The organism is Kribbella sp. NPDC004536 (assembly GCF_042873835.1).
Lineage (GTDB): Bacteria > Actinomycetota > Actinomycetes > Propionibacteriales > Kribbellaceae > Kribbella.
This window is the reverse complement of record NZ_JBIALY010000004.1, coordinates 263,484-285,254: the sequence shown is the minus strand read 5'-3', so window position 1 is coordinate 285,254 and position 21,771 is coordinate 263,484. Positions and strand designations below refer to the sequence as shown.

The following is a 21,771-nucleotide window of genomic DNA, read 5'->3' as shown; positions in this document are numbered from 1 at the left end:
CTGGCTACCCACTGGTAGCGTCCCGCGAATCGGACCGGGAGGGGATGCTGTGGGGACTCGTCGTCGTGCGGTGCTGGTGGGGTTAGGGGTGTTCTTCGTCGCTGTCGCGGCGCTGACCAGGTTCTACGCGATGCCGGCATTGGCGACGGCGCCGGAAGGCCAGGTTGCACACACGGTCTCGGTCGGCTCGGACGCCACGATCTTCAGCGTCGCGGACCTGAAGGAGAAGACGGGAGTTCGGCTGGAGGCACGGCGTACCGTCCGCGGTGACGTGGCTGCTGCCGAGAAGATCAGCACGGCACTCCACCGCAAGGTGGTCGTGTACGACACTGCGGTCGTCACCGATGACTCGAGGAACTATCACTTCCCGAAGAACGCGTCGGAAACCGCCGACCTGCCGTTGAGCTTCGTCCAGGAACGCGTGGTTCTCGATGCACGCACCGGTGAAGCGGTGCGTTGGAACCCGTCAGGCGGCGACAACAGCGGTGAGTACATCACGACGACACTGGCGAAGGCTGATCGGCTCAGGCCCGATCCGAACAGCGCATTGTTCAAGGGCCACGAAGGACTCGTCCTGAAGTTCCCGTTCGCCACCAAGAAGACGACGTACCGGTTCTGGGACACGACGCTGCGCAAGGCGTTCCCCATTCACTACAAGTCCGAAGCGACGCTGGACGGACTCAAGGTCTACGTGTTCGAGCAGAACATTCCGAGGCAAGAGGTGCCCCTCGCCAAGCCGCTGCTCGTGCCGGGCAAGCTGGTCGGCCAGCCCGGCAAGGCGTCGGTGCCGGTGCAGCGCACCTACGAGAACACCAGGACGCTGTGGATCGAGCCGGTCACCGGCGCGATCATCAAAGGCAAGGAGCAGCAGCTCGCAACGATCGCGTACAACGGCGAGGACAAGCTGACTGCGACGCAGGTCTCCATCGAGTACGACGACGCGACCGTCAGGAAGAATGTCGCGGGCGCGACCGAGAACAACGTGGCCGAAGGTGGCTACAAGTCCAAGGCGGCGCAACTGCACCTGATCGGCTTCTGGATACCCCTCGGGACGCTGCTCTGCGGCGTCTTGGCCCTCGGGGCGATTGTCCGCCGCCCTCGTCGCGGAACAGACGGTGAGGTTCAGTGATTCTTGCTTCTGATGATGCCGTAGGCAACTAGTGCGGCGGCCAGGGTGGTGAGGGTGAGGGTGGCTGTGGTGGTGGCGGTGTGGAACTGGGTGGTTTGGTGAGTGGTCCAGTTCGGGGTGGTGATGGGGCCGGTGAAGAGCGTGGCGAGGATGGTGCCGGTGATGGCCAGGCCGGCGCCGGACGTGACCTCGGTGGCGGTGTCGGTGAGGGCGGCGCCGATGGTGGTGCGGTTCTTCGGTAGGCCGCGCAGTACGTTGACTCCGGCAACTACTCCGACGACGCGCATCCCGGCGGCGACCAGTACGAGAGCGGCGGCGACCCATACGTACCCGTAGCGGCCGACGACGCCGTACACAGCAAGGCCGATGACGACGGACGACGCGCTGATCCAGGCGGCGCGCTCGAGACCGACGCGGTCGACGAACGGGCGGATCAGTGCGCCGCCGGCGACGAGTACGACCACCTGGGGGAGTAGGCCGAGCGAGGCGACGACGGGAGTCCAACCCCAGTCGAGCTGGAGTTGTAGCGTCACGAGGTACCCGAGTCCGGCTGTCGCCAGCCCGGCGGCCGCCTTGAACGCGAGGCCACTGGACACCAGCGGATGCGCTACGAGCCTGAGATCGAGCAGCGGGTAGTGCGTAGCGCGCTCGCGGACGACGAAGCCGACGGCTCCGATGACAGCGGCGCCCGTGAACGCCCACGGGATCCACGACCCCGCGCCATCGTTGACGAACAGCGTCGGCGCGACCAGCGCGAGCACGATCGTTGCCGTACCCAGGACGGCGCCGGCCACATCGACAGGGTCCCGGTGCAGGTCCGCAGGCAGATCCGCGGCGACACCGCGGCGGATGCCGATGATCGCCAGCGCCGCGATCGGTACGTTCACCAGCAGTAGCACCTGCCACGGCGCCACCGCGAGGACGAACCCGCCCGCGGTCGGCCCGATCGCGAGCCCGACCAGCCCGACCGTCGAGATCAGCGTCGTCGCCCGCACCCGCAACCCGTCGTCCTCGAACAGGCGGAAGCTCAACGCCATCGACCCCGGCGTGGTCATCGCCGCCGCGACCCCCATCGCCACCCGTACGGCGATCAGCTGCTCGACCGAGTTCACGAACGCCGTCGCCAGACTCGCGAGCCCGAGCAGCACCAGCCCGACGAGCATCACCCGCCGCCGCCCGAACCGGTCGGCGACCGCGCCGAACGCGAGCATCAGTCCGCCGAACACCACGGCGTACGCGCCGGTGACCCACTGCAGTGCGGTGGTCGACGCGTGCAGTTCGCGGCCGATGGTGGGGAGCGCGACGTTGAGGATCGAGTTGTCGAGCATCTCGAACAGGAAGACCGCCGAAAGGCCGGCCAACGCGACCCACGCCGCGCGCAGTGAACGCGGGGCGCCTGCTATGACAGTTGCCTGAGCTGAGGACATGCCACTAAGTTAAGTCACTAAGCTTAGTGACACAAGAGATGGAGGTCACGCGTGCCCAGAACCGCAGCCCGCGGCGGACCGCAGACGCGCGCCCGGATCTCGCAGGTCGCGACCCAGCTGTTCCTGGAGCGCGGGTTCGAGGAGGTGACGGTCGCCGAGGTCGCACGCGAGGCGGGCGTCTCGAGCGTGACCGTCTTCAAGCACTTCCCGCGCAAGGAGGACCTGCTGCTGGACCGGGCGGACGACGCGGCGGAACTGCTGCGTACGGCAGCACACAGCGGCGACGTACTGGCGTCGCTCCGGCGGATGACGCTCGACCTGGCCGACGAACGGCACGCGCTGTCCGGGTTGCGGGACGGGTCGGTCCCGTTCTTCGCCACGGTCGCGGCGTCACCGGCATTGATCGCCCGCGCCCGCGAGATCGCCGACGACCTGCGAAAGACCCTCGCCGAGGAACTGAACGACGAACTGCTCGCCGCGTTCTTCATCGCCGGCTACACGGCGGTTCTCACCGAGACGGCACGACGTCAGCTGGCCGGGGCCGCACCAGCTGACGTCGTGGACGATCACCGCGCCCGGGTCGAGCGCCTCTTCGACAAGCTCGGCAACGGCTTCAGCGACGGAGCTCCTGCCAGGCGAACTCCCCGCCGGCCGGAGAGGTGACGAACGAACGACCCGCGAACCTCAGCTCCGGATCCGTCCGGTACAGCTCGCCGGCCTCCTTGGCCGCCGTCTCGTCTCCGTTGTCGGCGGCAACCATCAGCCGGGCGATCCGGTCGGTCAGGTCGAGGTCGGCGCCCTCCAGCTTGTCGGACATGGCGCCCCAGTTGTCCCACAGCAGCAGTTCGTCGCCGTTCAGGTGCGCGAGCTGGTAGTGCACGTAGTTCCGGATGAACCAGCCGCCGTACAGCTTCAGGTCGGCGATCGGCTCCGGGCTCGCGCCGTACCGGTCGCCGTCGAGCTCGCCCGACCGGTACCCGAGCCACACCTCGGCCGCTGACCGGAACGGCCCGGCCGGCATGTCCCCGACCTCGAACGGGACGGAGCCCGGCGCCATCTGGGCGTCGATCATCACCCACCGCTCGCCGTTGAAGTACTCCGCGACCACATGGTCGTGGTTGAACCCCTCGGCGAAGTAGTTGCTGAAACCGACCCGGCTGCGTGCCGGGATCCCTTTGTGCCGCAGGATCGACACGAACAGCAGCGTGTAGTCCCGGCAGCACCCGACCACCCGGTCGACGGGCTCGCGCGGTGTGGCGAGCGGCGTACCGTTGCGCTTCTGGTCCGTCTCGAGGATCGCCGTCACCCAGCGGTTGTCGATCTCGGCGAGGCGTGCGCCGGTGAACTCGATGCCGCCGCCGCGGTAGTGGATCAGCAGATTGCGTACGACCGCGGCGATCTCCGCGACGTCGTCGGGCAGGGCGTCGAAGAGCTCGGCGTACCGGCCGGGATCGCTCCACGGGGTCTGGATCGCGTAGTCCATCAGTTGTGTCCTTTCAGCGGAGAATGGGCTGTGCGATGTCGACGGCCGGTTCGTCACGGGGGAGCAGTTGGCAGTTCGGGCGGTACAGCTCGCGCGGCGGGCCCGCCTCGGGGGCGCCGGACGCGCGCACGTGGTCGAAGACGAGGTCGTACGCGAGCATGATCCGCGGGTACGCGCACTCGTCCATCGTGATCGTGCAGTACGCCTCGCGGTGCGCCGGTTCGACCCGGATCCCGATCCGCCCGGACGGATCGACGAGCCCCTCGAACGGGACGCACACCTCGACCGTGGCCTCGCCCTCGGGCGTGACCGCGCCGTGGTAGATCACCCACGACCCGACGGTCGCGGTCGCCCCGGCGGCGTGCAGGTACGTCATGATCTCGTCGGTGCACGTCACGATCACGCCGACCAGCATCTGCTGATCGGTGTCCGCCCGGATCGAGGCGATCTTCGTGGCCGGTACGTCGCGGGTCAGCACCGGGCGTGGTGCGAGTCCGGACGTACCGGACCGGGAGAGCCGGTCGCGGAGGTACTGCCAGGTCGCCCGCCGCGCCGCGGTGGTCGCCTCCTCGGCGGCCCACCAGCGGTCGAGCCGGATCAGCCCCTCCTCGTCGGTCCCGCCGAGCACTTCGCGGATCGTCGTCAGCGGCATGTCCAACTGCCGGAGCACGCCGATCCGCCGCGCCCGCTCGAGTTGCTCCTCGTCGTACCACCGGTACCCGTTGGCAGGGTCCACCTGCGCCGGAGCCAGCAGCCCGGACACGTCGTACAGCCGCAACGCCTTCAACGAAAGGCCGGCCCGCCGCCCGAACTCACTGATCGTCAACACGCGACCATCACACCCCCTGCCCTTGGGGCAGAGTAAAGGGGAACGGTTTCACGTCGGGCTCGACCCACTCCGTCCTTGCTTTTGCGGACGCCAGGGCGCGTGAGCTGTAGAAGCGGGTCAGCAGGCGTTTGTCCAGCAGGCCTGGGTTCCGCTGGAGGAGCTCCGGGAAGCTCTCGGCCGGTGCCTCGCCCATGTGGTACGCGGTCGACATCACTTCACCCATCAGGTCGTCGAAGGTGCTCATCTCCTCACGTTCCGGCCCAAGCGAAGTGTCCGCAACTCAGTTCTTGCGTTCATGACGGTAACGATATATCGTTAGTGTCATGAAGAGTATCGAGGAGGGAATGATGAACACCCCCAACGAATTCCGTGGCCGCCGGCGCGGCCACCAGCACCCCCGCCGCGGTGGACCGCGGATGGGCGAAGGCATGCCGATGCACGGCGGCCGCGGCGAGCGTGGAGAACGCAGCGAACGTGGCGAACGCAGGGGCCGCGGTGAGCGTGGGCTCCGGCGCGACGGAGGCCGTGGTTCCGGTCGTGGTTCCGGCCGTGGCCGGGCGCCGCGTGGCGATGTCCGGACGGCAGTACTGATCCTGCTCAGCGAGGAGCCGATGCACGGCTACCAGTTGATGCAGGCCATCGCGGACCGCAGCGACGGGCGCTGGACGCCCAGCCCCGGCGCGATCTACCCGACCATCAACCAACTGGAGGATGAGGGCCTGGTCACCGTGACCGCGGAAGCCGGCCGCAAGCTCGTCACGCTGACCGACGCCGGTCGCGAATACGTCGAAGGCCGTAGCGACGACCCGTTCGCGGCGTTCGCGGGCGCGGCACCTGGAGCGGACCTGCGTGGGCTGCTCGAGGAGCTGCACTCCGCCACCCGGCAGGTCGCGCGCAGTGGCTCGGAGGAGCAGCGTACGGCGGCCGCGAAGATCCTGGCCGACGCCCGCCGCTCGCTCTACCTGCTGCTCGCCGACGCCCCGGTCACGCCGGCAGATCCCGAGGCCTGAGATCCCCTGAGATCCCCTGAGATCTAGGTCACCCCGGGGAACGTCCCGGCCGAACCGCTCCTCTTCGAGTTGTCATCCACAACTGAGGAGGGTTCGGGATGCAGTCTCGAAGAATCGTCGCGGGCGTACACGCTCTGCTCGCGGCGGTGCACGTCTACTGGGCGACGGGTGCGGTGTGGCCCGCGCCCGACGAACGCTCACTCTCCCGGGCGGTGCTCGGCGTCCAACTGTCGTTCGCCCCGCAGGTGGTACTACCCCTAGCGGCCTTGCACCTGCTGCTGGCGGTCGCAGTCCTGTACTCCGACCGGTCCGCAGTCGCCCGTCTCGTGGTCACCGGCCTCGCAGCCGGCCTGGCAGTTCGTGCTGCTCTCGGTGTCGCGTGGGCCTTCACGTACACCAGTACTACGTTCTACTGGTTGAACCTGCTCCTCTACACACCGGCCTGCATCGCGCTGTGCCTTGCGGACGTGAGGATGCTACGAATGCGCTGGGTAAAGGCGGCTGTTGTCGCAGGCCCGGTAGCTGCAGTGACGGTGTTGGCGCTGGTGGCCTACGTCTACGAGCCGGGTGAGCGGGCGCACCCTTCCGCGTCGGGTGACTCCAGGTTTGTGGAGACTCCGTTGGCGCGGGTGCACTACTTGCAGCGGGGTTCTGGGGCACCTGTGGTGTTGTTGGCTCCGGGGGCTTCTCCTGCGATTGCGTGGGAGCAGGAGATAGACGTGTTGGCCAGAGACCACACCGTCTATGCAGTGGAGCTTCCGGGACAGGGGGAGACTCGGCTGCACGATGCAGGCTTCTCGTTTGATTTGGACGGGATGACCACGGCTCTCGGGCAGTTCTTGGATGCGCTGCACCTGCGGAGCGTCGTGCTTGGTGGGAACTCTTGGAGTGGTGGCTGGGGGCTTGCTTACGCGCAACGGCACCCGGAGCGCGTAAGCAAGCTGCTCCTACTCGCCCCGTCCGGCCTTGACGAGCCGGACGTCGGGAGCTGGGAGGTGATGAAGCAGCCGCTCCTCGGTGAAGCACTCGCCAAGCTAGGTACCAGCCGCAGCATGGTCGAGTCAGCGGTACGCGGCCTGTTCGTACACAAGAACTTGGTCACGCCACAACTGATCGACGCGATGTGGATCCCCGGAACGTATCGTGACAACGTGCGATCGATGTACGCCCTGGAACGCGGCCTCGACTGGAGCGTCACCGAACGCGCGCTCCCGGCCACCCGGCAGCCGGCGCTCGTCCTCTGGGGCGACCACGACACCGTGCTCCCACCCGCCCAGGCCGCCCGCTTCGGGCAACTGTTGCCGAACGCAACAGTGCACGTACTCGACGGCTGTGGCCACGCCCTGACCGTCGACTGTCCCGACCAGGTCACCCCACTGATGGCCGCGTTCCTCAAATGATCGAACCGGACCGCGTCCGCGCGGCGCAACGCGGCGACACCGTGGCGATGAACGAGGTCCTCGACGCACTCACCCCGTACGTCGGGAAGATCTGCGGACCGATCGCGCTCCACGACGGACCCGACGCGGCCCAGGAAGCCCTGATCCGGATCTTCCGCGGCCTCCGCGCCCTCGACAACCCGGCCGCGCTGTACGGCTGGGCGCGCGCGATCGCCGTCCGCGAGGCGGTCCGGGTCGCCCGCCGCGGTCAACGGCAACAGCCGGCCGAACTGGACGAGCTCCCGGCCGCGGACGATCCGCAACTCCTGGTCGAAGTACAGGACGTACTCAAGAGACTGTCGCCGGAGCATCGCGCGGTGCTGGTACTGCGCGATCTCGAAGGACTGGACGAGGTCGAAGCCGCCAACCTGTTGGAGGTTCCGGCAGGCACCGCCAAGTCGCGGTTGCACCGAGCGCGGGCAAGTTTTCGGAAGGCGTGGAAATCATGAACTGGCCCCAAGCCGAGCTCACCGACGTGGAGCGCTTCCGCGCCCTCGCGGCCGGCGTACCAGGCGCGACCGTCACCGAACGCGTCCTGCCCGCGGACCCCGACGACGTGAAGGCGATGCTCGCCGACCTCGACGTCTTCGCAACCGTCCAGGCGGACTTCGTCTCCGCGACCGTCGAAGCACAAGACGGCGACCGCGTCGTCGTACGGGCAAAGGGCGCGAGGGGTCAACGTGCCCGTCTGGTAGGTCAGCTCCGCCCCGGCTGGTGCTGGCTGCAGAGCCGCTTCCTCATCATCGGTATGGCGGTCGCGGCCGAGCCAGGAGGCGGTACGCGGGTCGCCCTCACTGGAGGCATCCGCGTACCAGGCCGGGCCGCCATCGTCCCGATCGGTGTCCGTCGGGAAAGCACCAAGACGCTGGACCGGCTGGAGGAGCTTCTCAGGTCGTGAGTACGCCGGCGGGCAGTGCGGCCAGCAGGGCGTCCGCGTGGCGCCGGTAGCCGAGGTTGTTCGGGTGGAACGCGTCCGGCGCGAGCATGCCGCGCCACGGCGGTCGTGCGTACCGAGAGACCTCGGCAACCGGTAGCCCGCGCGACGTGGCCGTGCTGGCGATCAGTTGGTTGATACCAGACACGTACGGGCTCACCGCGCCACCGATGCGCCACAGGCGGTCAGGCACGGTCAGGTCCATCACCACGGACGACGAGGGCAGCTTGTCGATCACCTGGCGTAGATGGTCGCGGAAACGCTTGGGAGGCGTCGCAAGGATGTCGTTGTTGCCGATCCCGCAGGTGACCAGTGCCGGCGTGAGACCGTCCATCAGCGGCAGTTGGTCTTCCAGTACGTGCCTGGTCTGCGCACCGGACCGCGACAGGTTCAGCACCCGCCACGGCGTCCCCTTGCGGCGCAGCGCATTCAGCACCTGTCCGACGTACCCGTGCAGCGGTGACGAAGCCCCCAGTCCCTGTGCGGTCGAGTCACCCAGCACAACCCACAACGGTCCGTCACCCGTCAGTACATCCGCGTTCTGCCGCGTCCAGTAGTCCGCGTACGTCCGGGCCTGTACGTCGACGTACGCGACGCCGTCCACCCACCGCTGGACGGCCAGCCGCGAACTGGTCCGCTCCGCCTCTCCCCAGCGCATGATCGCGCGGTGCAGCGCACCGATCGGTGTGGTCAACTTCGGTCCCCCCAGAGGTGAACAACAGGTGACCGAAAAATGTACAAGGGGAAGGTTAACAACCCTCAGAGTGCGCGGAGCAGGACCAGACAGCGTGGTGCGAGCGGCACGGTCGCGCCGGCTTCGACCTCGGTGACCATGCTGTTGCTGGTGTCGAGGACGAGCTCGTACGCGGGTGCCCAGGACGCGTCCGGTACGACGACGTTCCGGGTCTCGGCGGTTGCGTTCAGGGCGAGCAGGAACGAGCTGTCGGTGAGCGCGTTGCCGTCGGCGTCGGTGGCGCGGAGTGCGTCGCCGCGCAGGAACATGCCGATCGTGCGCAGGTTGCCGTCGAACCAGTCCGCGTCGGTCATCTCGCCGCCGTGCGGCGCGATCCACGAGAGGTCCTTGCGCCCGCCGGGCACGACGGGTTGCCCGGAGAAGTAGTGCCACTGGCGCAGGGCGGGATGCATGGCCCGCAGCTTGATCAGTTTCTTGGTCAGGTCGAGGTGCTCGGACCAGGTAGCCGGCAGCGACCAGTCGAACCAGGAGATCTCGTCGTCCTGGCAGTACGCGTTGTTGTTGCCGTCCTGGGTCCGGCCGCACTCGTCGCCGGCGGTGATCATCGGTACGCCGGTGGACAGGATCAGCGTCGACATCAGGTTCGCCATCTGCCGCTTGCGCAACGCGATCACGCCGGCGTCGTCGGTCTCGCCTTCGACGCCGCAGTTCCAGGAACGGTTGTCGTCGGTGCCGTCGCGGTTGTCCTCGTGGTTCGCCTCGTTGTGCTTGTGGTCGTAGCTGACCAGGTCCCGCAGCGTGAACCCGTCGTGGGCGGTGACGAAGTTGATCGACGCGTACGGGTACCGGCCGTCGTCGCCGTACAGGTCGCTGGAGCCGGACAGCCGGTAGGCGAGGTCCTTGACGCCGTCGGAGGTGTTCCGCCAGACGTCGCGGACACTGTCGCGGAATTTACCGTTCCACTCCGACCACGGCGTACCGAAGTTGCCGACCTGGTAGCCGAACGGGCCGACGTCCCACGGCTCGGCGATCAGCTTCACCCGGCCGAGGACGGGATCCGCCGCGACCTCGGCGAGGAACGGGTGGTCCGGGATGTCGACCTCGTGCCGTTCGTTGCGGACCAGCGTCACGGCCAGGTCGAAGCGGAACCCGTCGACGCCCATCTCCTCGACCCAGTAGCGCAGCGAGTCCATCACGAGGCGGCGTACCTGCGGGTGCGAGGTGTCGACGGAGTTGCCGGTCCCGGTCACGTCGTACATCGCCGCGCCGGCGCTCAGCCGGTAGTAGGCGCGGTTGTCGATCCCGCGGAAGCTCAGCGTCGGCCCGTCGAAACCGCCCTCGGCGGTGTGGTTGTAGACCACGTCGAGGATCACCTCGATGCCCGCCGCATGGAACGCGGCGACCATCGCCTTGAACTCGGTCACCTGCTCACCGCGCGAACCCGACGAGCTGTACGGCGCGTGCGGCGCGAAGAACCCGAGCGTGTTGTAACCCCAGTAGTTCGGCAGCCCGCGGGCCGCGATCGCCGGCTCGGTGAGGAAGTGGTGGATCGGCAACAACTCCACCGACGTGACACCGAGGTCGGTCAGATACTTGATCACCGACGGGTGCGCGAGCCCGGCGTACGTCCCGCGCTGGTGCTCGGGTACGTCGGGGTGGAGCTTCGTGAAGCCCCTGGTGTGCAGCTCGTAGATGACCGTCTCGCCCCAGTGCACCGGCTTGCTGATCGGCGGCGGGGGAGCAGTGTCCTCGACCACCACGCCGACCGGCACGTGACCGGCCGAGTCGCCGTCGGACGAGTCGTAGATCAGCGGGCTGTCGTAGTCGAGTACGCCGTCCACGGCCCGTGCGTACGGGTCGAGCACCAGCTTCGACGGGTTGAACCGCAAGCCGTGCGACGGGTCGAACGGCCCGTGCACCCGGTACCCGTACCGCTGCCCGGCGCCGACGCCCGGGACGAACCCGGTCCAGAACTCGCCGGTGTGGGTCAGGTCCAGGTTCCGCTGGCCGCCGTCGTCGCCGATCAGCGCCAACTCGACCCGCTCGGCGGCCGGAGCCCAGAGCGTGAAAGTGGTGCCATCGGTCTGGACCACTGCGCCCGGACGCAGGCCTGTCTCGCCGGACAGGCCGGGAGCGCTCGGGGCGGCGGTCGCTTCTGTCACCGGGACATTCTGCACAGGTCGTTGCGAGTTCACGATAGTGAGGTGGTTGTGTTCGTGAGACGGTGGTTGCGAACGCCTGTGCGCAGTGATACGCAAGGATCGTTCGTAAATTACCCACCTCTGCACAGGGGAACACATGTCGGAAGAGTTGGCCGGTCTGACCGTCGGTCTGATCGGCGCGGGCAACATCTCGCACGTCCATGCGCAAGCCTGGAAGGCGGTCGGCGCCCGCGTCCTGGTGTACTCGCTCGAGGGCGCGGAGGCACTCGCGGAGCAGTACGGGCTGGAGGTCGTGCCGTCCCTGGACGCGGTGCTGGCCGAGGTCGAGTTCGTCGACATCGTCACGCCGTCGGCGACCCACAAGGAGATCACGCTGGCCGCGATCAAGGCGGGCAAGAACGTGATCTGCGAGAAGCCGCTGACGCTCACCGCGGCCGATTCGCACGAGGTGATCGACGCGGCCGTCGCGGCCGGCGTCCGGTTGTACCCGGCGCACGTCGTCCGGTACTTCCCCGCGTACAAGGCCGCGTACGACGCGATCCAGGCCGGCCGGATCGGCGACGTCGCGGTCGCGCGCTTCTACCGGCAGGCGTCCTCGCCGGCCGGCGCGGGCTGGTACCGCGACGTGGCCCGGTCGGGCGGCGTGATCATGGACCTGATGGTGCACGACCTCGACCAGGCGCGTTGGCTGTGCGGCGAGGTCACCACGGTGTACGCGGCGCAGAACCCGCCGACCGTCGACGGCATCAGCCCGGTCAATGTCGCGGCGCACGTGACGCTGACGCACGAGAACGGCGCGATCAGCCACTGCCGGGCGACCTGGGGTGCGACCGGTACGACCTTCCAGACCGGGTTCAAGATCGCCGGGTCGAGCGGCGTGCTGAAGTTCGCGTCCGATGCCGACACCGGATACAAGGACGAGCTGCAGGACAGTGCCGGCGGCGACCTGCTGATCCCGTCGTCGCTGGGCGAGAGCCCGTACCTGACGCAGCTGCGTGAGCTCGCGATCGGCCTGCGCGGCGGGCCTGAGCCACGTGTGATCGCGGCGGACGGCGCGACCGCGGTCTACCTGGCCGAGGCGGCGCGCGCGTCGATGGAGTCGGGTCAGCCGATCGACATGAAGACCTTCGTCTCGACGGGAGATGTGGCATGACGTTGAAGGTTGCGATCGCTTCGTTCGCGCACACGCACGCCGCGTCGTACACGCAGCTGCTGACTGCCATGCCGGACGTCGAAGTACTGACGGCCGATCCCGACGGCGCGTCGGCGCCGGACGCGGGTCCGCGGGGCGCGGCCTTCGCTGCGCAGTTCGGTGCGCCGTACGTCGACTCCTACGACGAACTGTTCGCGTGGGGACCCGACGCGGTGGTGGTGACGTCGGAGAACGCGGGCCACCGTTCGTTGGTGGAACGGGCCGCGGCGGTCGGCGCGCACGTACTGTGCGAGAAGCCGTTGGCCACCGAGGTCGCCGACGGCGAGGCGATGATCGCCGCATGCGAGGCGGCCGGGACGATCCTGATGGTCGCGTACCCGGTCCGGTTCTCGCCGTCGTACGTGCAGCTGCGGGCGAACGTCGAGGCGGGGCGGCTCGGCGACGTGTTCGCCGTACTCGGGACGAACAACGGGAAGATCCCGTACGAGGCCCGCCAGTGGTTCACCGACGCGGAACTGGCCGGCGGGGGAGCGCTCGTCGACCACACCGTGCACTGCGCCGACCTGATCGACGGGCTGACCGGTGGAGCGACCGCGACCCGGGTGTACGCGGCCGCGAACCGGATCCTGCACCAGGACAAGAACGTCGAGGTGGAGACCGGTGGACTGGTCACGATCAACTACGACAACGGGCTGATGGCAACGATCGACTGCTCTTGGAGCGTCCCCGACAACGGCCCGACCTGGGGCGGCGTCTCGCTCCAGGTCACCGGCACCAACGGCTCGGTCGAGATCGAACCCTTCCTCCCGCACGTCGGCGGCACCGACGCCGGCGGCGAGGTCTACCTGGCCATCGGCGGCAACCTCGACGAGTCCATGCTCGACACCTTCCTGGACGCCGTCCGCACCACCGGCCCCGCGGTAGCGGGCAAGGCCCCGGCCGTCACCCCCCAACCCGACGGCGCCGTAGGCCTCCGCACCCTGAAGATCGTCGACGCCGCCCGCCGTTCGGCGGCCTCCGGGCAGGCGGTGAAGGTCTGACGACCGGGTGAAGCCGGATCGCCAGGCCATCACAATCCGCACCTCCGGGACCGCTCGAGCGCGAGTTGCCCCGGAATCGGCGATTGTGATGGCCTGGCCGTCCGCGGCGCAGAGGCGACGTGCGGTCGGTTGTGGAGGTCCGGTACCGTTCCCCGGGATGTGACCCGTGGGTAGTTCCTGGAAGGAGCGGCGTGATGGGCGAGTTCGTCAACCTGACCGTGAGTGAAGGTGTCGGGACGATCCGGCTGGATCGGCCGAAGATGAACGCGCTGAACGTGCAGGTGCAGGAGGAGATCCGCACCGCTGCCCTCGAGGCGACCGCGAACGACGACGTCCGCGCGGTGGTGATCTACGGCGGCGAGCGCGTCTTCGCCGCCGGTGCGGACATCAAGGAAATGGCCGACATGTCGTACGCCGACATGGCGAAGCGCTCCGGCCCACTGCAGTCCTCGCTCTCCGCGGTCGCCGCGATCCCGAAGCCGACCGTCGCCGCGATCACCGGGTACGCGCTAGGTGGCGGCTGTGAGCTCGCGCTCTGCGCCGACTACCGCATCGCCGCCGACGACGCCAAGCTCGGCCAGCCGGAGATCCTGCTCGGCATCATCCCCGGCGCCGGCGGTACGCAGCGACTGTCCCGCCTGGTCGGCCCGTCCAAGGCGAAGGACCTGATTTACACCGGCCGATTCGTCGACGCCGCCGAGTCCCTGCAAATCGGCCTGGTCGACAAGGTCGTCCCGGCCGCCGAGGTGTACGACGCCGCCGTCGCCTGGGCCTCCCAGTTCTCCCGCGCCGCCGCAATGGCATTGCGCGCCGCCAAGGAGTCGATCGACTCCGGCCTGGGCGTCGACCTGACCACCGGACTGGAGATCGAGCGCCAGCAGTTCGCCGCGCTGTTCGCCACCGAGGACCGCACGATCGGCATGAAGTCCTTCGTCGAGAACGGCCCCGGTAAAGCCGAATTCAAGGGAATCTGATGTCTGCAACCTCCAAGCCCGCCGCATCCGCTGAAGAGGTAGAAGCGGCCTGGAACGACAACAAGCTCGCCCAGGTGCTCTACCACGACTGGGAAGCCTCGACGTACGACGAGAAGTGGTCGATCTCGTACGACGAACGCTGCGTCGACTACGCCCGGGACCGCTTCACCGCGATCGCCGGCACCCGCGGCTGGCCGTACGGCAAGACTCTGGAGATCGGCGCCGGTACCGGCTTCTTCACCCTGAACCTCAAGCTGGCCGGCGTCCTCGACGAGGCCCACGTCACCGACCTGTCCCCGGGCATGGTCGAGGCCGCGAAGAAGAACGCGAAGACCCTCGGCTTCGCGATCGAGGGCCGGGTCGCGGACGCGGAGAAGCTTCCGTACGACGACGACACGTTCGACCTGGTCATCGGCCACGCGGTCATCCACCACATCCCGGACGTCGAGCTGGCGTTCCGCGAGATGCTCCGCGTCCTCAAGCCCGGCGGCCGGTTCGTGATCTGTGGTGAGCCGACCCGGTACGGCGACTTCGTGGCGCGGCGGCTGTCCCGCTTCACCTGGTGGGCGACCACGAACGTGACGAAACTGCCGGCGCTGACGAACTGGCGGCGCCCGCAGGAAGAGCTCGACGAGTCGTCCCGCGCGGCCGCGCTCGAGGCCGTAGTGGACCTGCACACGTTCGACCCGGACACCTTGGCACGTACGGCCTCGCGCGCCGGCGCCGTTCAGGTGAAGACTGTCACCGAGGAGCTGCTCGCCGCGTGGGTCGGGTGGCCGATCCGCACGTTCGAGGCCGCCGTACCGGAGCAGAAGCTCGGGTTCGGCTGGCGGATGTTCGCGTACAAGTCGTGGCTGCAGCTGTCCAAGGTGGACAAGGCGCTGTCGAGCGTCGTACCGGACGAGCTGTACTACAACGTCTCGATCACCGGAGTCGCGAACAAGCAGTAGGGTGTGTCGATGCGGTTGCTGTCCGTGGCGAATCTGCGCTGGGTGGTACGACATCGGGCGTGGACGCCCTACTACCTCAAGCGCTACTGGCGGTTCGCCTGGTTCAAGCTGCGCCACCCGTACGTGATCACCGAGGGTTTCGTGTTCCTCGGCAAGCACCTGGAGATCGTGGCGCGGCCCGGGCACGGGCGGATCGTGCTCGGTCGCTGGGTACACCTGGGTGACGAGACCCGGCTGCGGGCGCACGAGGGCACCTTGCGGATCGGCGACAAGGTCGTGTTCGCCCGCGACGTGACGGTGAACTGCTACCTGGACATCGAGATCGGTGCGTCGACGCTGATCGCGGACTGGACCTACATCTGCGACTTCGACCACAAGACCGAGGACCTCGACCTGCCGATCAAGGACCAGGGCCTGGTCAAGTCGCCGGTCCGGATCGGCCCGGACTGCTGGCTGGCCACGAAGGTCACGGTCACCCGCGGTACCGACATCGGCCGCGGTACGGTGATCGGCGCCAACAGCGTTGCCCGCGGCAACATCCCGGCGTACGCGGTGGCGGGCGGCATCCCGGCGAAGGTGCTCGCGGACCGCACCGAGCGGTACGCCGCCGACGCCGAGCGGCGCAGGTACCTGGCCGGTCTGGCCGACGCGAACGACCGTACGGCCGCCCGGTTGCAGGCCGGGATGCCGCCGGTCGAGAAGCCTGCGAGCGTGGTGCCGGGGGATGCGGCTGGTGATGCGGTAGAAGCAGATGGTGAAAAAGAGAGCTCCGAGGGGTTCTCAAGTTACTCACCAGTCGGGCACTATGGCCCCCACGTCCGGTCGGACGCCGGTGACGGCAGGGACCGGATGCGCATCGGAGAGGAGAAGTAGCGTGGCTGACCCGGCCGGGCCCGATCAGGCCGCTCGGTCGTCGCTGGACCAGGCCGCGGCGGACGGCTCGATCACGCAGGCGCGAACGCGCGCGGTCGACCCGGTACCGATCGTGGCCGAACCGGTACCCGGTCGCGCTACGTTGGAACCAGTGCTTGAAACGAACGAACCAGACATGGGCGCAAGCGTGAACCCGGATGGACAGGCAGCGGACGGCAATACGGCGACAGCACCGGTAGCGGGCGCCCGTCGCCGGTTGTCGCCACGCCCGGTCCCGGTCGGCCGGCGGAGGAGAGCGCCGGCTGCCACGGACGAGGAACGGACCCCGGCTGAGGAGATGGACGACGTGGGTACGCAGGACGAGAAGGCGGGAGCGGCCGAGGCAGAGCAGGCCGCCGGCGCCGCCAAGCCCGGCGCGACGCCGGGGACGGACAGCGGTACGGGTGCGGCGACCGCGACCAAGACGGCCCGGCCGAAGACGGCGGCGGAGATCGTGGCCGAACAGCGGGCCCGGGAGAAGGCGGCCGAACCGGCAGCGGCGAACTCGGAGGCTGCCGCAGCCGATACCGCTGCCGAGAAGGAGCCCGAGAAGGCGGCGACGGGCACTGCGGCGACGGGCACTGCGGCGACGGGCACTGCGGCTGGGGCCGCGGCCACCAAGCCGCCGGTCAAGCCGTCAGGTGCCTCAGGCAACAAACCGCCGGTGTCGAAGACGGCGGTCAGCTCGGGCGGCAAGGGCAAGCAGGCGCTGACCTCGGTCGGCTCCGGCGTCCGGAAGCTGCGCAACCTGATCGCATCGCTGATCTGGCTGATCGCGGTGCTCGCGGCCGCCGTACTGGCCCTCGGCGCGCTGTTCACCGCGCTCGACCAGACCAACCAGAGCAACGAGATCGTGCGCTGGATCCTGGAGCGCGGGCACGACCTGGTCGGCCCGTTCAAGGACCTGTTCCGGCTGCAGACCGCGAAGAACACCCTGCTGGTCAACTGGGGGATCGCGGCGCTGGTCTATCTGATCGCCGGCAAGATCGTCGAGAAGATCATCCGGCCGTAGTCGCCACCACAATCAGATCGAGAGATTCGTCCAGGTCCCCTGGGCGGATCTCGAAGTCCTCGTACGTCGTACTCCGCACGAGTTGGGTCAGGTTGTCGTCCCACTGGTCGTGCGGGGTCGCCAGCTGCGCGTCGACGCAGGAGTCGTACTGCGCCTCCCACTCCGCGAGCCGCGCGCCGTGGTGAAGGCCGAGCGCCTGGGTGATCTCGAAGTGCGGCTCGAGCAGCTCGGCGAACTCGGCGGCGGTCAGCTCGCGCGTGTGGTACAAGTTCCCGCTCGGGAAGGTCAGGCGGTTCGGCGTACTGAGGACCAAGACGCCCTGTGCTGCGAGGATCCGGGCGCATTCGGCGACGAACCGCGGCTGCTCCCACAGGTGCTCGATCGTCTGCAGCGAGGTGATTGTTGTGAAAGCCTTGTCCTTGAAGGGCGTCTGCACGAGATTGCCGCGCGCCACATTGACCTGTGGATAAACCCGGCGGACGTGTCGCAACGTCGTATCTTCATAGTCGAGTCCGATCACGGAGCTCGCACCGGCCAGCCGGAGCAGCTCCGCCCCGTACCCCTCGCCGCACCCCGCGTCGAGGACCCGACCACCTTGTCCGACCGCCAGATTCCCCGTGATCCACCGATACGCAGCATCATGACGCGCAAACCAATAGTTCTCGTGCCAGATCCCGGGCGCCGTCCGCTCGCCGGTCAGCGGTAACGTCTCGCTCACCTGCGCAAGACTAGTCATGCCCGAGACTGTGATGGGACTCGCACCAGCCGTATGTTTCTAGCGGGTAACATCCGTGGCAGGCTTGGAGAGACCGTTAACCAGAAGGGGTCCCACACGCTATGAAGATCGTCGTCTGCGCGAAGTTCGTGCCGGATGCCACCGCGGACCGCCGCTTCCGCTCGGAGGACAACACGGTGGACCGCGCCGGTGTCGACGGGCTGCTGTCCGAGCTGGACGAGTACGCCGTCGAGACCGCGCTGACCGTGAAGGAGGCCGGAGACGCCGAGGTGACCGTTCTCACGGTCGGGCCGGAGCAGGCGTCCGACGCGGTGAAGAAGGGTCTGCAGATGGGCGCCGACGCCGGTGTGCATGTGCTCGACGACGCGATCCACGGTTCGGACGCGGTCGCCACCTCGCTGGTCCTGGCGAAGGCGCTGGCCAAGCTCGAGGCCGACCTGGTCGTGTTCGGGATGAGCTCGACCGACGGCGGCATGGGCGTCGTTCCGGCGATGGTGTCGGAGCGGCTCGGGCTGCCGGCCGTGACGCTGGGCTCGGAGGTGACCGTCGACGGGCAGACCGTCCGGATCCGCCGCGACGGCGACACCGCGAGCGACACCGTCGAGGGCACGCTGCCGCTGGTGCTGTCGGTGTCCGACCAGGCGAACGAGCCGCGGTACCCGTCGTTCAAGGGGATCATGGCCGCGAAGAAGAAGCCGGTCGAGACCTGGTCGCTGGCCGACCTCGAGCTGACGCCTGAGCAGGTGGGTGGTTCGAGCGCGTGGACCGAGGTGGTCGAGGTGACCGCCCGTCCGGCGCGTACGGCCGGCACGATCGTCACCGACGAAGACGGTAACGGTGCCACCGAGCTCGTCGAGTTCCTGTCCACGAACAAGTTCCTCTGAGGAGCGGTTGAGTAATGTCGAACGTTCTGGTTCTCGTTGACCACACCGCGGGCGCGGTCCGCAAGACGACCGCCGAGCTCCTCACGATCGCCCGCCGGCTCGGCGAGCCGGTCGCCGTGTTCATCGGCTCCGGTGACGCTGAGGTGCAGGCTGCGCTGCCGGCGCTGGGGCAGTACGGCGCGACGAAGGTGATCGCGCTGTCCGGCGCGGAGCTCACACAGTATCTGGTCGCGCCGAAGGCGGAGGCGCTGCAGCAGGTCGCGGCGAAGGTCGAGCCGTCGGCGATCCTGATCTCGTCGAACGCCGAGGGCAAGGAGATCGCGGCCCGGCTCGCGGTCAAGCTGGACTCCGGCCTGATCACCGACGCCGTGGACGTGCAGGCTGTCGACGGTGCGCCGGTGACCACGCAGTCGGTGTTCGCGGGCAACTTCACCGTGCAGGCGAAGGTCACCCACGGCACGCCGATCATCACCGTCAAGCCGAACGCCGCCACCCCGGAGGCTGCGCAGACGTCGCCGGAGGTGGAGGAGTTCGACGTGACGATCTCTGACGCCGCGAAGACGGCTCGCATCACCGACTCCAAGCCGCGCGCGGCGACCGGTCGCCCGGAGCTGACCGAGGCCGCGATCATCGTGTCCGGTGGTCGTGGTACCGGCGGTGACTTCGGTCCGGTCGAGGCCTTCGCCGACTCGCTCGGCGCCGCGGTCGGCGCTTCGCGTGCCGCGGTCGACTCGGGGTGGTACCCGCACGCCTACCAGGTGGGCCAGACCGGCAAGACGGTCTCGCCGCAGCTGTACGTCGCCGCCGGCATCTCCGGCGCGATCCAGCACCGCGCCGGCATGCAGACCTCGAAGACGATCGTGGCGGTCAACAAGGACCCCGAAGCCCCCATCTTCGAACTGGTCGACTTCGGCGTCGTAGGCGACCTCCACAAGGTCCTCCCCACCGCCACCGAAGAAGTAACCAAACGCAAGTCCTGACCCCAAGCACAGAAAGGCCCGGCCCGGTAACCCCAGGCCGGGCCTTCGCACACCCAAGCCCCACTCCCACGCCACCCACGCGGCACCCCCGCCCCGCACTCCGCCGCGGCACTCCGCCGCGGCACCCGCGCCCGGCACCCGCGCCCGACGCTGCGGCGCGGCAGCCCGACCCGGTTCCCGAGCCGGGCTTCGCATGCCCGCCGCACCCAACCGCGCCCCACGCCGGCCCCCGCCCACGCCGGCCCCTGGCCCACGCCAGCCCTCGGCCCACGCGGACCCGCCCCCACGCCGTCCCCGCCCCACGCCGACGCGACGGCGGTTCGTCGTTTGGCTGGTGGGTTGTGTTGCTGGTGGCGGGTTGTAGGGCTGCAGCGATCCGACAAACCGCCAGCGGTGGGGCGTTAGGCGGTTAGGTGTTGGCGGAGGGTGGTCACGGACTTGGTGATGGAGGTCTGGCGGGACTCCGTGTTGTTCAGGTAGTCGGTGAGGGACTTGGTGGCGGTGGTGCAGCGGTCGTTGAGGTTGGTTGCTTCGCCGGCTGCCCGTTCGCGGTCCGCCTTCAGAGCCGAGCGGAGCCTGAGATAGCTGTTCAGGCCGAACCCGGCGATCACCAGGCCGACGACGATCCAGAACCAGTGGACGATCAGCCCGAGCCCGAGCGCGACCACCAGGCCGACGGCGATCAACCCGATCGGCAGTGCGTTCTGCTTGCCGGTCGCGACACCTACGCCAGAGGTCAGCGCCGTCGTCGCAGCGCCGAGCTCCAGCTTGTCCGGCCCGTCAGCGCGGACGGTGATCGTACGCGAGCCGCTGTCGACGGTGACCTCCGACGGAGCAGGCTGGTCCGCGTCCTCCGCCAGCTTCTCCACCGCGGGCAGCACCGACGGCGCGACCACCCGCAGCGCGGTCGCGGTCAGGTGGGGCTCCGCGGACAGCGCCAGGTCGTCGGCGAGCAGCTGGTTGACCGTACCGGCCGAGTCCGTGAGCGTCTCGACCGCGTCGGAGCCTCCGGTGACGCGAGCCCGCAGTACGGCGATCCGCGTCAGCGTCTCCCGCTCCGGCTCGCTGCCTTCCGAGATCAGCAATCGCAGCAGCGCGGCCGCGCTGTTCTTCTCCGGCTCAGCCTCGGTGTCGGCCGTCAGCTCCGGGTCAGGTTCCCGCGCCGCGGTGTTGCCGACGATCGACTCGACCGCGTCCGCGACCCGGCTCAACCGGTACCAGGCGTCGTCCTGCCGCTCCGTGGCCTTCAGCCCGCGCGGCCGCGCCCCGGCACTGCCCCGAGACTCCAGCTTGGACATCCACGCGCCGTCCGCGGCAATCCCCGTCTGCAGCCGCTGTACCACCAGGTCGAGCGCCTCGGCGCCGAACCCACCCCGCGCCGCGGTCGTCCACAACACCCGCTGCACGCGCGTCAACGTCCCGTCGTCGTTCGGTACGCCGAACGCCGCCTCCAGCCACTGGGTCCGTACGAGGTGCCGCTCCCCGAGCGCCGCCAATGCAAGCGCAAGGAACGTCGACGTACGCCGCTCGTCCAGCTTCAGCGCCGTACTCACCGCCTCCTCGTCGGGCGTACCGGCGCGCAGCGAGATCAGCGCGGCAACGGCCGGCTCGAGCCAGTACTGCGGTACCGGATCGCCGGCCGTCGGCAGCTCCGTACCGGCCGCCATCGCGCTCACCACCCGCGCCGCGTACCGCCGGAGCTCGGCGGCGCCGGTGAACCCGACGGTCTCGTACCGCAGGTCCGACAGCTCCACGAACGCGTCGAACGCCCGGGACATGCTCTCCACCCGGGTCTGCAGGCTGCCCTGGATCCGGGACAACTGCGACCGCAGGCTCGAGGTCTCGGACCGTGCGTACGACATCTCGCTCTGCAGGTCCGACAGCTGCTGGTTCTGCCGCCGCTCGGTCCACCAGTCGTTCATCCGTCCGCCTTCCGTACCCGGTTCGTGCCCCCGGGAAGAATGACGTGCGAGCGGGGTCACCGGATCCACCACCCGCCCGGGGAGCGGGAACATCCGCGCCG

Annotated in this window: 22 protein-coding genes; 14 read left to right on the top strand and 8 right to left on the bottom strand. The window is 68.7% G+C overall.

Annotated features, from left to right (window positions below; all coding sequences use genetic code 11):
• Positions 1-49: 49 nt before the first annotated feature.
• On the top strand, positions 50-1,129 hold the full coding sequence (locus ACFYRU_RS34600; protein ID WP_387666751.1) for a DUF3068 domain-containing protein: 1,080 nt from the start codon (positions 50-52) through the stop codon (positions 1,127-1,129).
• Here ACFYRU_RS34600 and ACFYRU_RS34595 read toward each other — a convergent pair.
• A complete protein-coding gene (locus ACFYRU_RS34595) occupies positions 1,123-2,556 on the bottom strand; it encodes an MFS transporter (protein WP_387666748.1) in 1,434 nt (477 codons plus the stop codon). The genes ACFYRU_RS34600 and ACFYRU_RS34595 overlap by 7 nt on opposite strands.
• A 51-nt stretch (positions 2,557-2,607) precedes the next feature.
• Between ACFYRU_RS34595 and ACFYRU_RS34590 the strand changes: the two genes are divergently transcribed.
• Positions 2,608-3,219, top strand: a complete 612-nt coding sequence (locus ACFYRU_RS34590; RefSeq protein ID WP_387666745.1) for a TetR/AcrR family transcriptional regulator — start codon at positions 2,608-2,610, stop codon at positions 3,217-3,219.
• On the opposite strand, the gene ACFYRU_RS34585 is transcribed toward ACFYRU_RS34590, so the two are convergent.
• From ACFYRU_RS34585 to ACFYRU_RS34575, 3 genes are read right to left on the bottom strand one after another with little or no spacing between them, the layout of a single operon-like run.
• Positions 3,170-4,039: a transglutaminase domain-containing protein gene (locus tag ACFYRU_RS34585; RefSeq protein WP_387666742.1), complete on the bottom strand. Its 870-nt coding sequence runs from the start codon at positions 4,037-4,039 to the stop codon at positions 3,170-3,172. The two genes, ACFYRU_RS34590 and ACFYRU_RS34585, sit on opposite strands and share 50 nt — an antisense overlap.
• Before the next feature lie 13 nt (positions 4,040-4,052).
• Entirely contained in the window at positions 4,053-4,868 is an 816-nt protein-coding gene (locus ACFYRU_RS34580; RefSeq protein WP_387666740.1) for a MerR family transcriptional regulator, read from the bottom strand.
• A gap of 7 nt (positions 4,869-4,875) precedes the next feature.
• Positions 4,876-5,112 (bottom strand): hypothetical protein, encoded by a 237-nt coding sequence (locus tag ACFYRU_RS34575; protein WP_387666738.1) that lies wholly within the window; start codon positions 5,110-5,112, stop codon positions 4,876-4,878.
• Between the two features lie 79 nt (positions 5,113-5,191).
• On the opposite strand from ACFYRU_RS34575, the gene ACFYRU_RS34570 reads away from it, so the two are divergent.
• The 4 genes from ACFYRU_RS34570 (at position 5,192) to ACFYRU_RS34555 (ending at position 8,215) form a co-directional block, all read left to right on the top strand.
• Positions 5,192-5,878: a PadR family transcriptional regulator gene (locus tag ACFYRU_RS34570; protein WP_387666735.1), complete on the top strand. Its 687-nt coding sequence runs from the start codon at positions 5,192-5,194 to the stop codon at positions 5,876-5,878.
• 98 nt (positions 5,879-5,976) lie between these two features.
• Positions 5,977-7,278, top strand: coding sequence for an alpha/beta fold hydrolase (locus ACFYRU_RS34565; protein WP_387666733.1), 1,302 nt, complete (start codon positions 5,977-5,979; stop codon positions 7,276-7,278).
• The gene (locus ACFYRU_RS34560) at positions 7,275-7,766 is read left to right on the top strand and encodes an RNA polymerase sigma factor (protein WP_387666731.1); all 492 of its coding nucleotides are present in this window, start codon (positions 7,275-7,277) and stop codon (positions 7,764-7,766) included. The genes ACFYRU_RS34565 and ACFYRU_RS34560 overlap by 4 nt, the downstream gene beginning before the upstream one ends.
• Positions 7,763-8,215, top strand: coding sequence for a hypothetical protein (locus tag ACFYRU_RS34555; RefSeq protein WP_387666729.1), 453 nt, complete (start codon positions 7,763-7,765; stop codon positions 8,213-8,215). Before ACFYRU_RS34560 ends, ACFYRU_RS34555 begins: the two co-directional genes overlap by 4 nt.
• On the opposite strand, the gene ACFYRU_RS34550 is transcribed toward ACFYRU_RS34555, so the two are convergent.
• On the bottom strand, positions 8,205-8,945 hold the full coding sequence (locus ACFYRU_RS34550) for an SGNH/GDSL hydrolase family protein (RefSeq protein ID WP_387666726.1): 741 nt from the start codon (positions 8,943-8,945) through the stop codon (positions 8,205-8,207). The genes ACFYRU_RS34555 and ACFYRU_RS34550 overlap by 11 nt on opposite strands.
• Before the next feature lie 65 nt (positions 8,946-9,010).
• Positions 9,011-11,071, bottom strand: a complete 2,061-nt coding sequence (gene glgX, locus ACFYRU_RS34545) for a glycogen debranching protein GlgX (protein ID WP_387667457.1) — start codon at positions 11,069-11,071, stop codon at positions 9,011-9,013.
• Between the two features lie 172 nt (positions 11,072-11,243).
• Here glgX and ACFYRU_RS34540 point away from each other — a divergent pair, with 172 nt between their 5' ends.
• The 6 genes from ACFYRU_RS34540 (at position 11,244) to ACFYRU_RS34515 (ending at position 17,148) form a co-directional block, all read left to right on the top strand.
• Positions 11,244-12,260: a Gfo/Idh/MocA family protein gene (locus ACFYRU_RS34540; protein WP_387666723.1), complete on the top strand. Its 1,017-nt coding sequence runs from the start codon at positions 11,244-11,246 to the stop codon at positions 12,258-12,260.
• Positions 12,257-13,300, top strand: a complete 1,044-nt coding sequence (locus tag ACFYRU_RS34535) for a Gfo/Idh/MocA family protein (RefSeq protein ID WP_387666721.1) — start codon at positions 12,257-12,259, stop codon at positions 13,298-13,300. The genes ACFYRU_RS34540 and ACFYRU_RS34535 overlap by 4 nt, the downstream gene beginning before the upstream one ends.
• A gap of 194 nt (positions 13,301-13,494) precedes the next feature.
• Complete coding sequence (locus tag ACFYRU_RS34530) at positions 13,495-14,274, top strand: enoyl-CoA hydratase/isomerase family protein (RefSeq protein WP_387666718.1); 780 nt, start codon at positions 13,495-13,497, stop codon at positions 14,272-14,274.
• Positions 14,274-15,224 (top strand): class I SAM-dependent methyltransferase, encoded by a 951-nt coding sequence (locus ACFYRU_RS34525; RefSeq protein ID WP_387666715.1) that lies wholly within the window; start codon positions 14,274-14,276, stop codon positions 15,222-15,224. The genes ACFYRU_RS34530 and ACFYRU_RS34525 overlap by 1 nt, the downstream gene beginning before the upstream one ends.
• A gap of 9 nt (positions 15,225-15,233) precedes the next feature.
• Positions 15,234-16,097 (top strand): acyltransferase, encoded by an 864-nt coding sequence (locus ACFYRU_RS34520; RefSeq protein ID WP_387666713.1) that lies wholly within the window; start codon positions 15,234-15,236, stop codon positions 16,095-16,097.
• Position 16,098: 1 nt separating this feature from the next.
• Positions 16,099-17,148 carry a hypothetical protein gene (locus ACFYRU_RS34515; RefSeq protein ID WP_387666710.1) on the top strand — a complete coding sequence of 350 codons (1,050 nt, stop codon included), beginning with the start codon at positions 16,099-16,101 and terminating at the stop codon, positions 17,146-17,148.
• On the opposite strand, the gene ACFYRU_RS34510 is transcribed toward ACFYRU_RS34515, so the two are convergent.
• Positions 17,135-17,884, bottom strand: coding sequence for a class I SAM-dependent methyltransferase (locus tag ACFYRU_RS34510; protein ID WP_387666707.1), 750 nt, complete (start codon positions 17,882-17,884; stop codon positions 17,135-17,137). The genes ACFYRU_RS34515 and ACFYRU_RS34510 overlap by 14 nt on opposite strands.
• A gap of 101 nt (positions 17,885-17,985) precedes the next feature.
• On the opposite strand from ACFYRU_RS34510, the gene ACFYRU_RS34505 reads away from it, so the two are divergent.
• Entirely contained in the window at positions 17,986-18,768 is a 783-nt protein-coding gene (locus tag ACFYRU_RS34505; RefSeq protein WP_387666704.1) for an electron transfer flavoprotein subunit beta/FixA family protein, read from the top strand.
• Positions 18,769-18,782: 14 nt separating this feature from the next.
• Positions 18,783-19,748, top strand: a complete 966-nt coding sequence (locus ACFYRU_RS34500; protein ID WP_387666702.1) for an electron transfer flavoprotein subunit alpha/FixB family protein — start codon at positions 18,783-18,785, stop codon at positions 19,746-19,748.
• 401 nt (positions 19,749-20,149) lie between these two features.
• Here ACFYRU_RS34500 and ACFYRU_RS34495 read toward each other — a convergent pair whose 3' ends face one another.
• A complete protein-coding gene (locus ACFYRU_RS34495) occupies positions 20,150-21,670 on the bottom strand; it encodes a hypothetical protein (protein WP_387666700.1) in 1,521 nt (506 codons plus the stop codon).
• Positions 21,671-21,771: the final 101 nt, after the last annotated feature.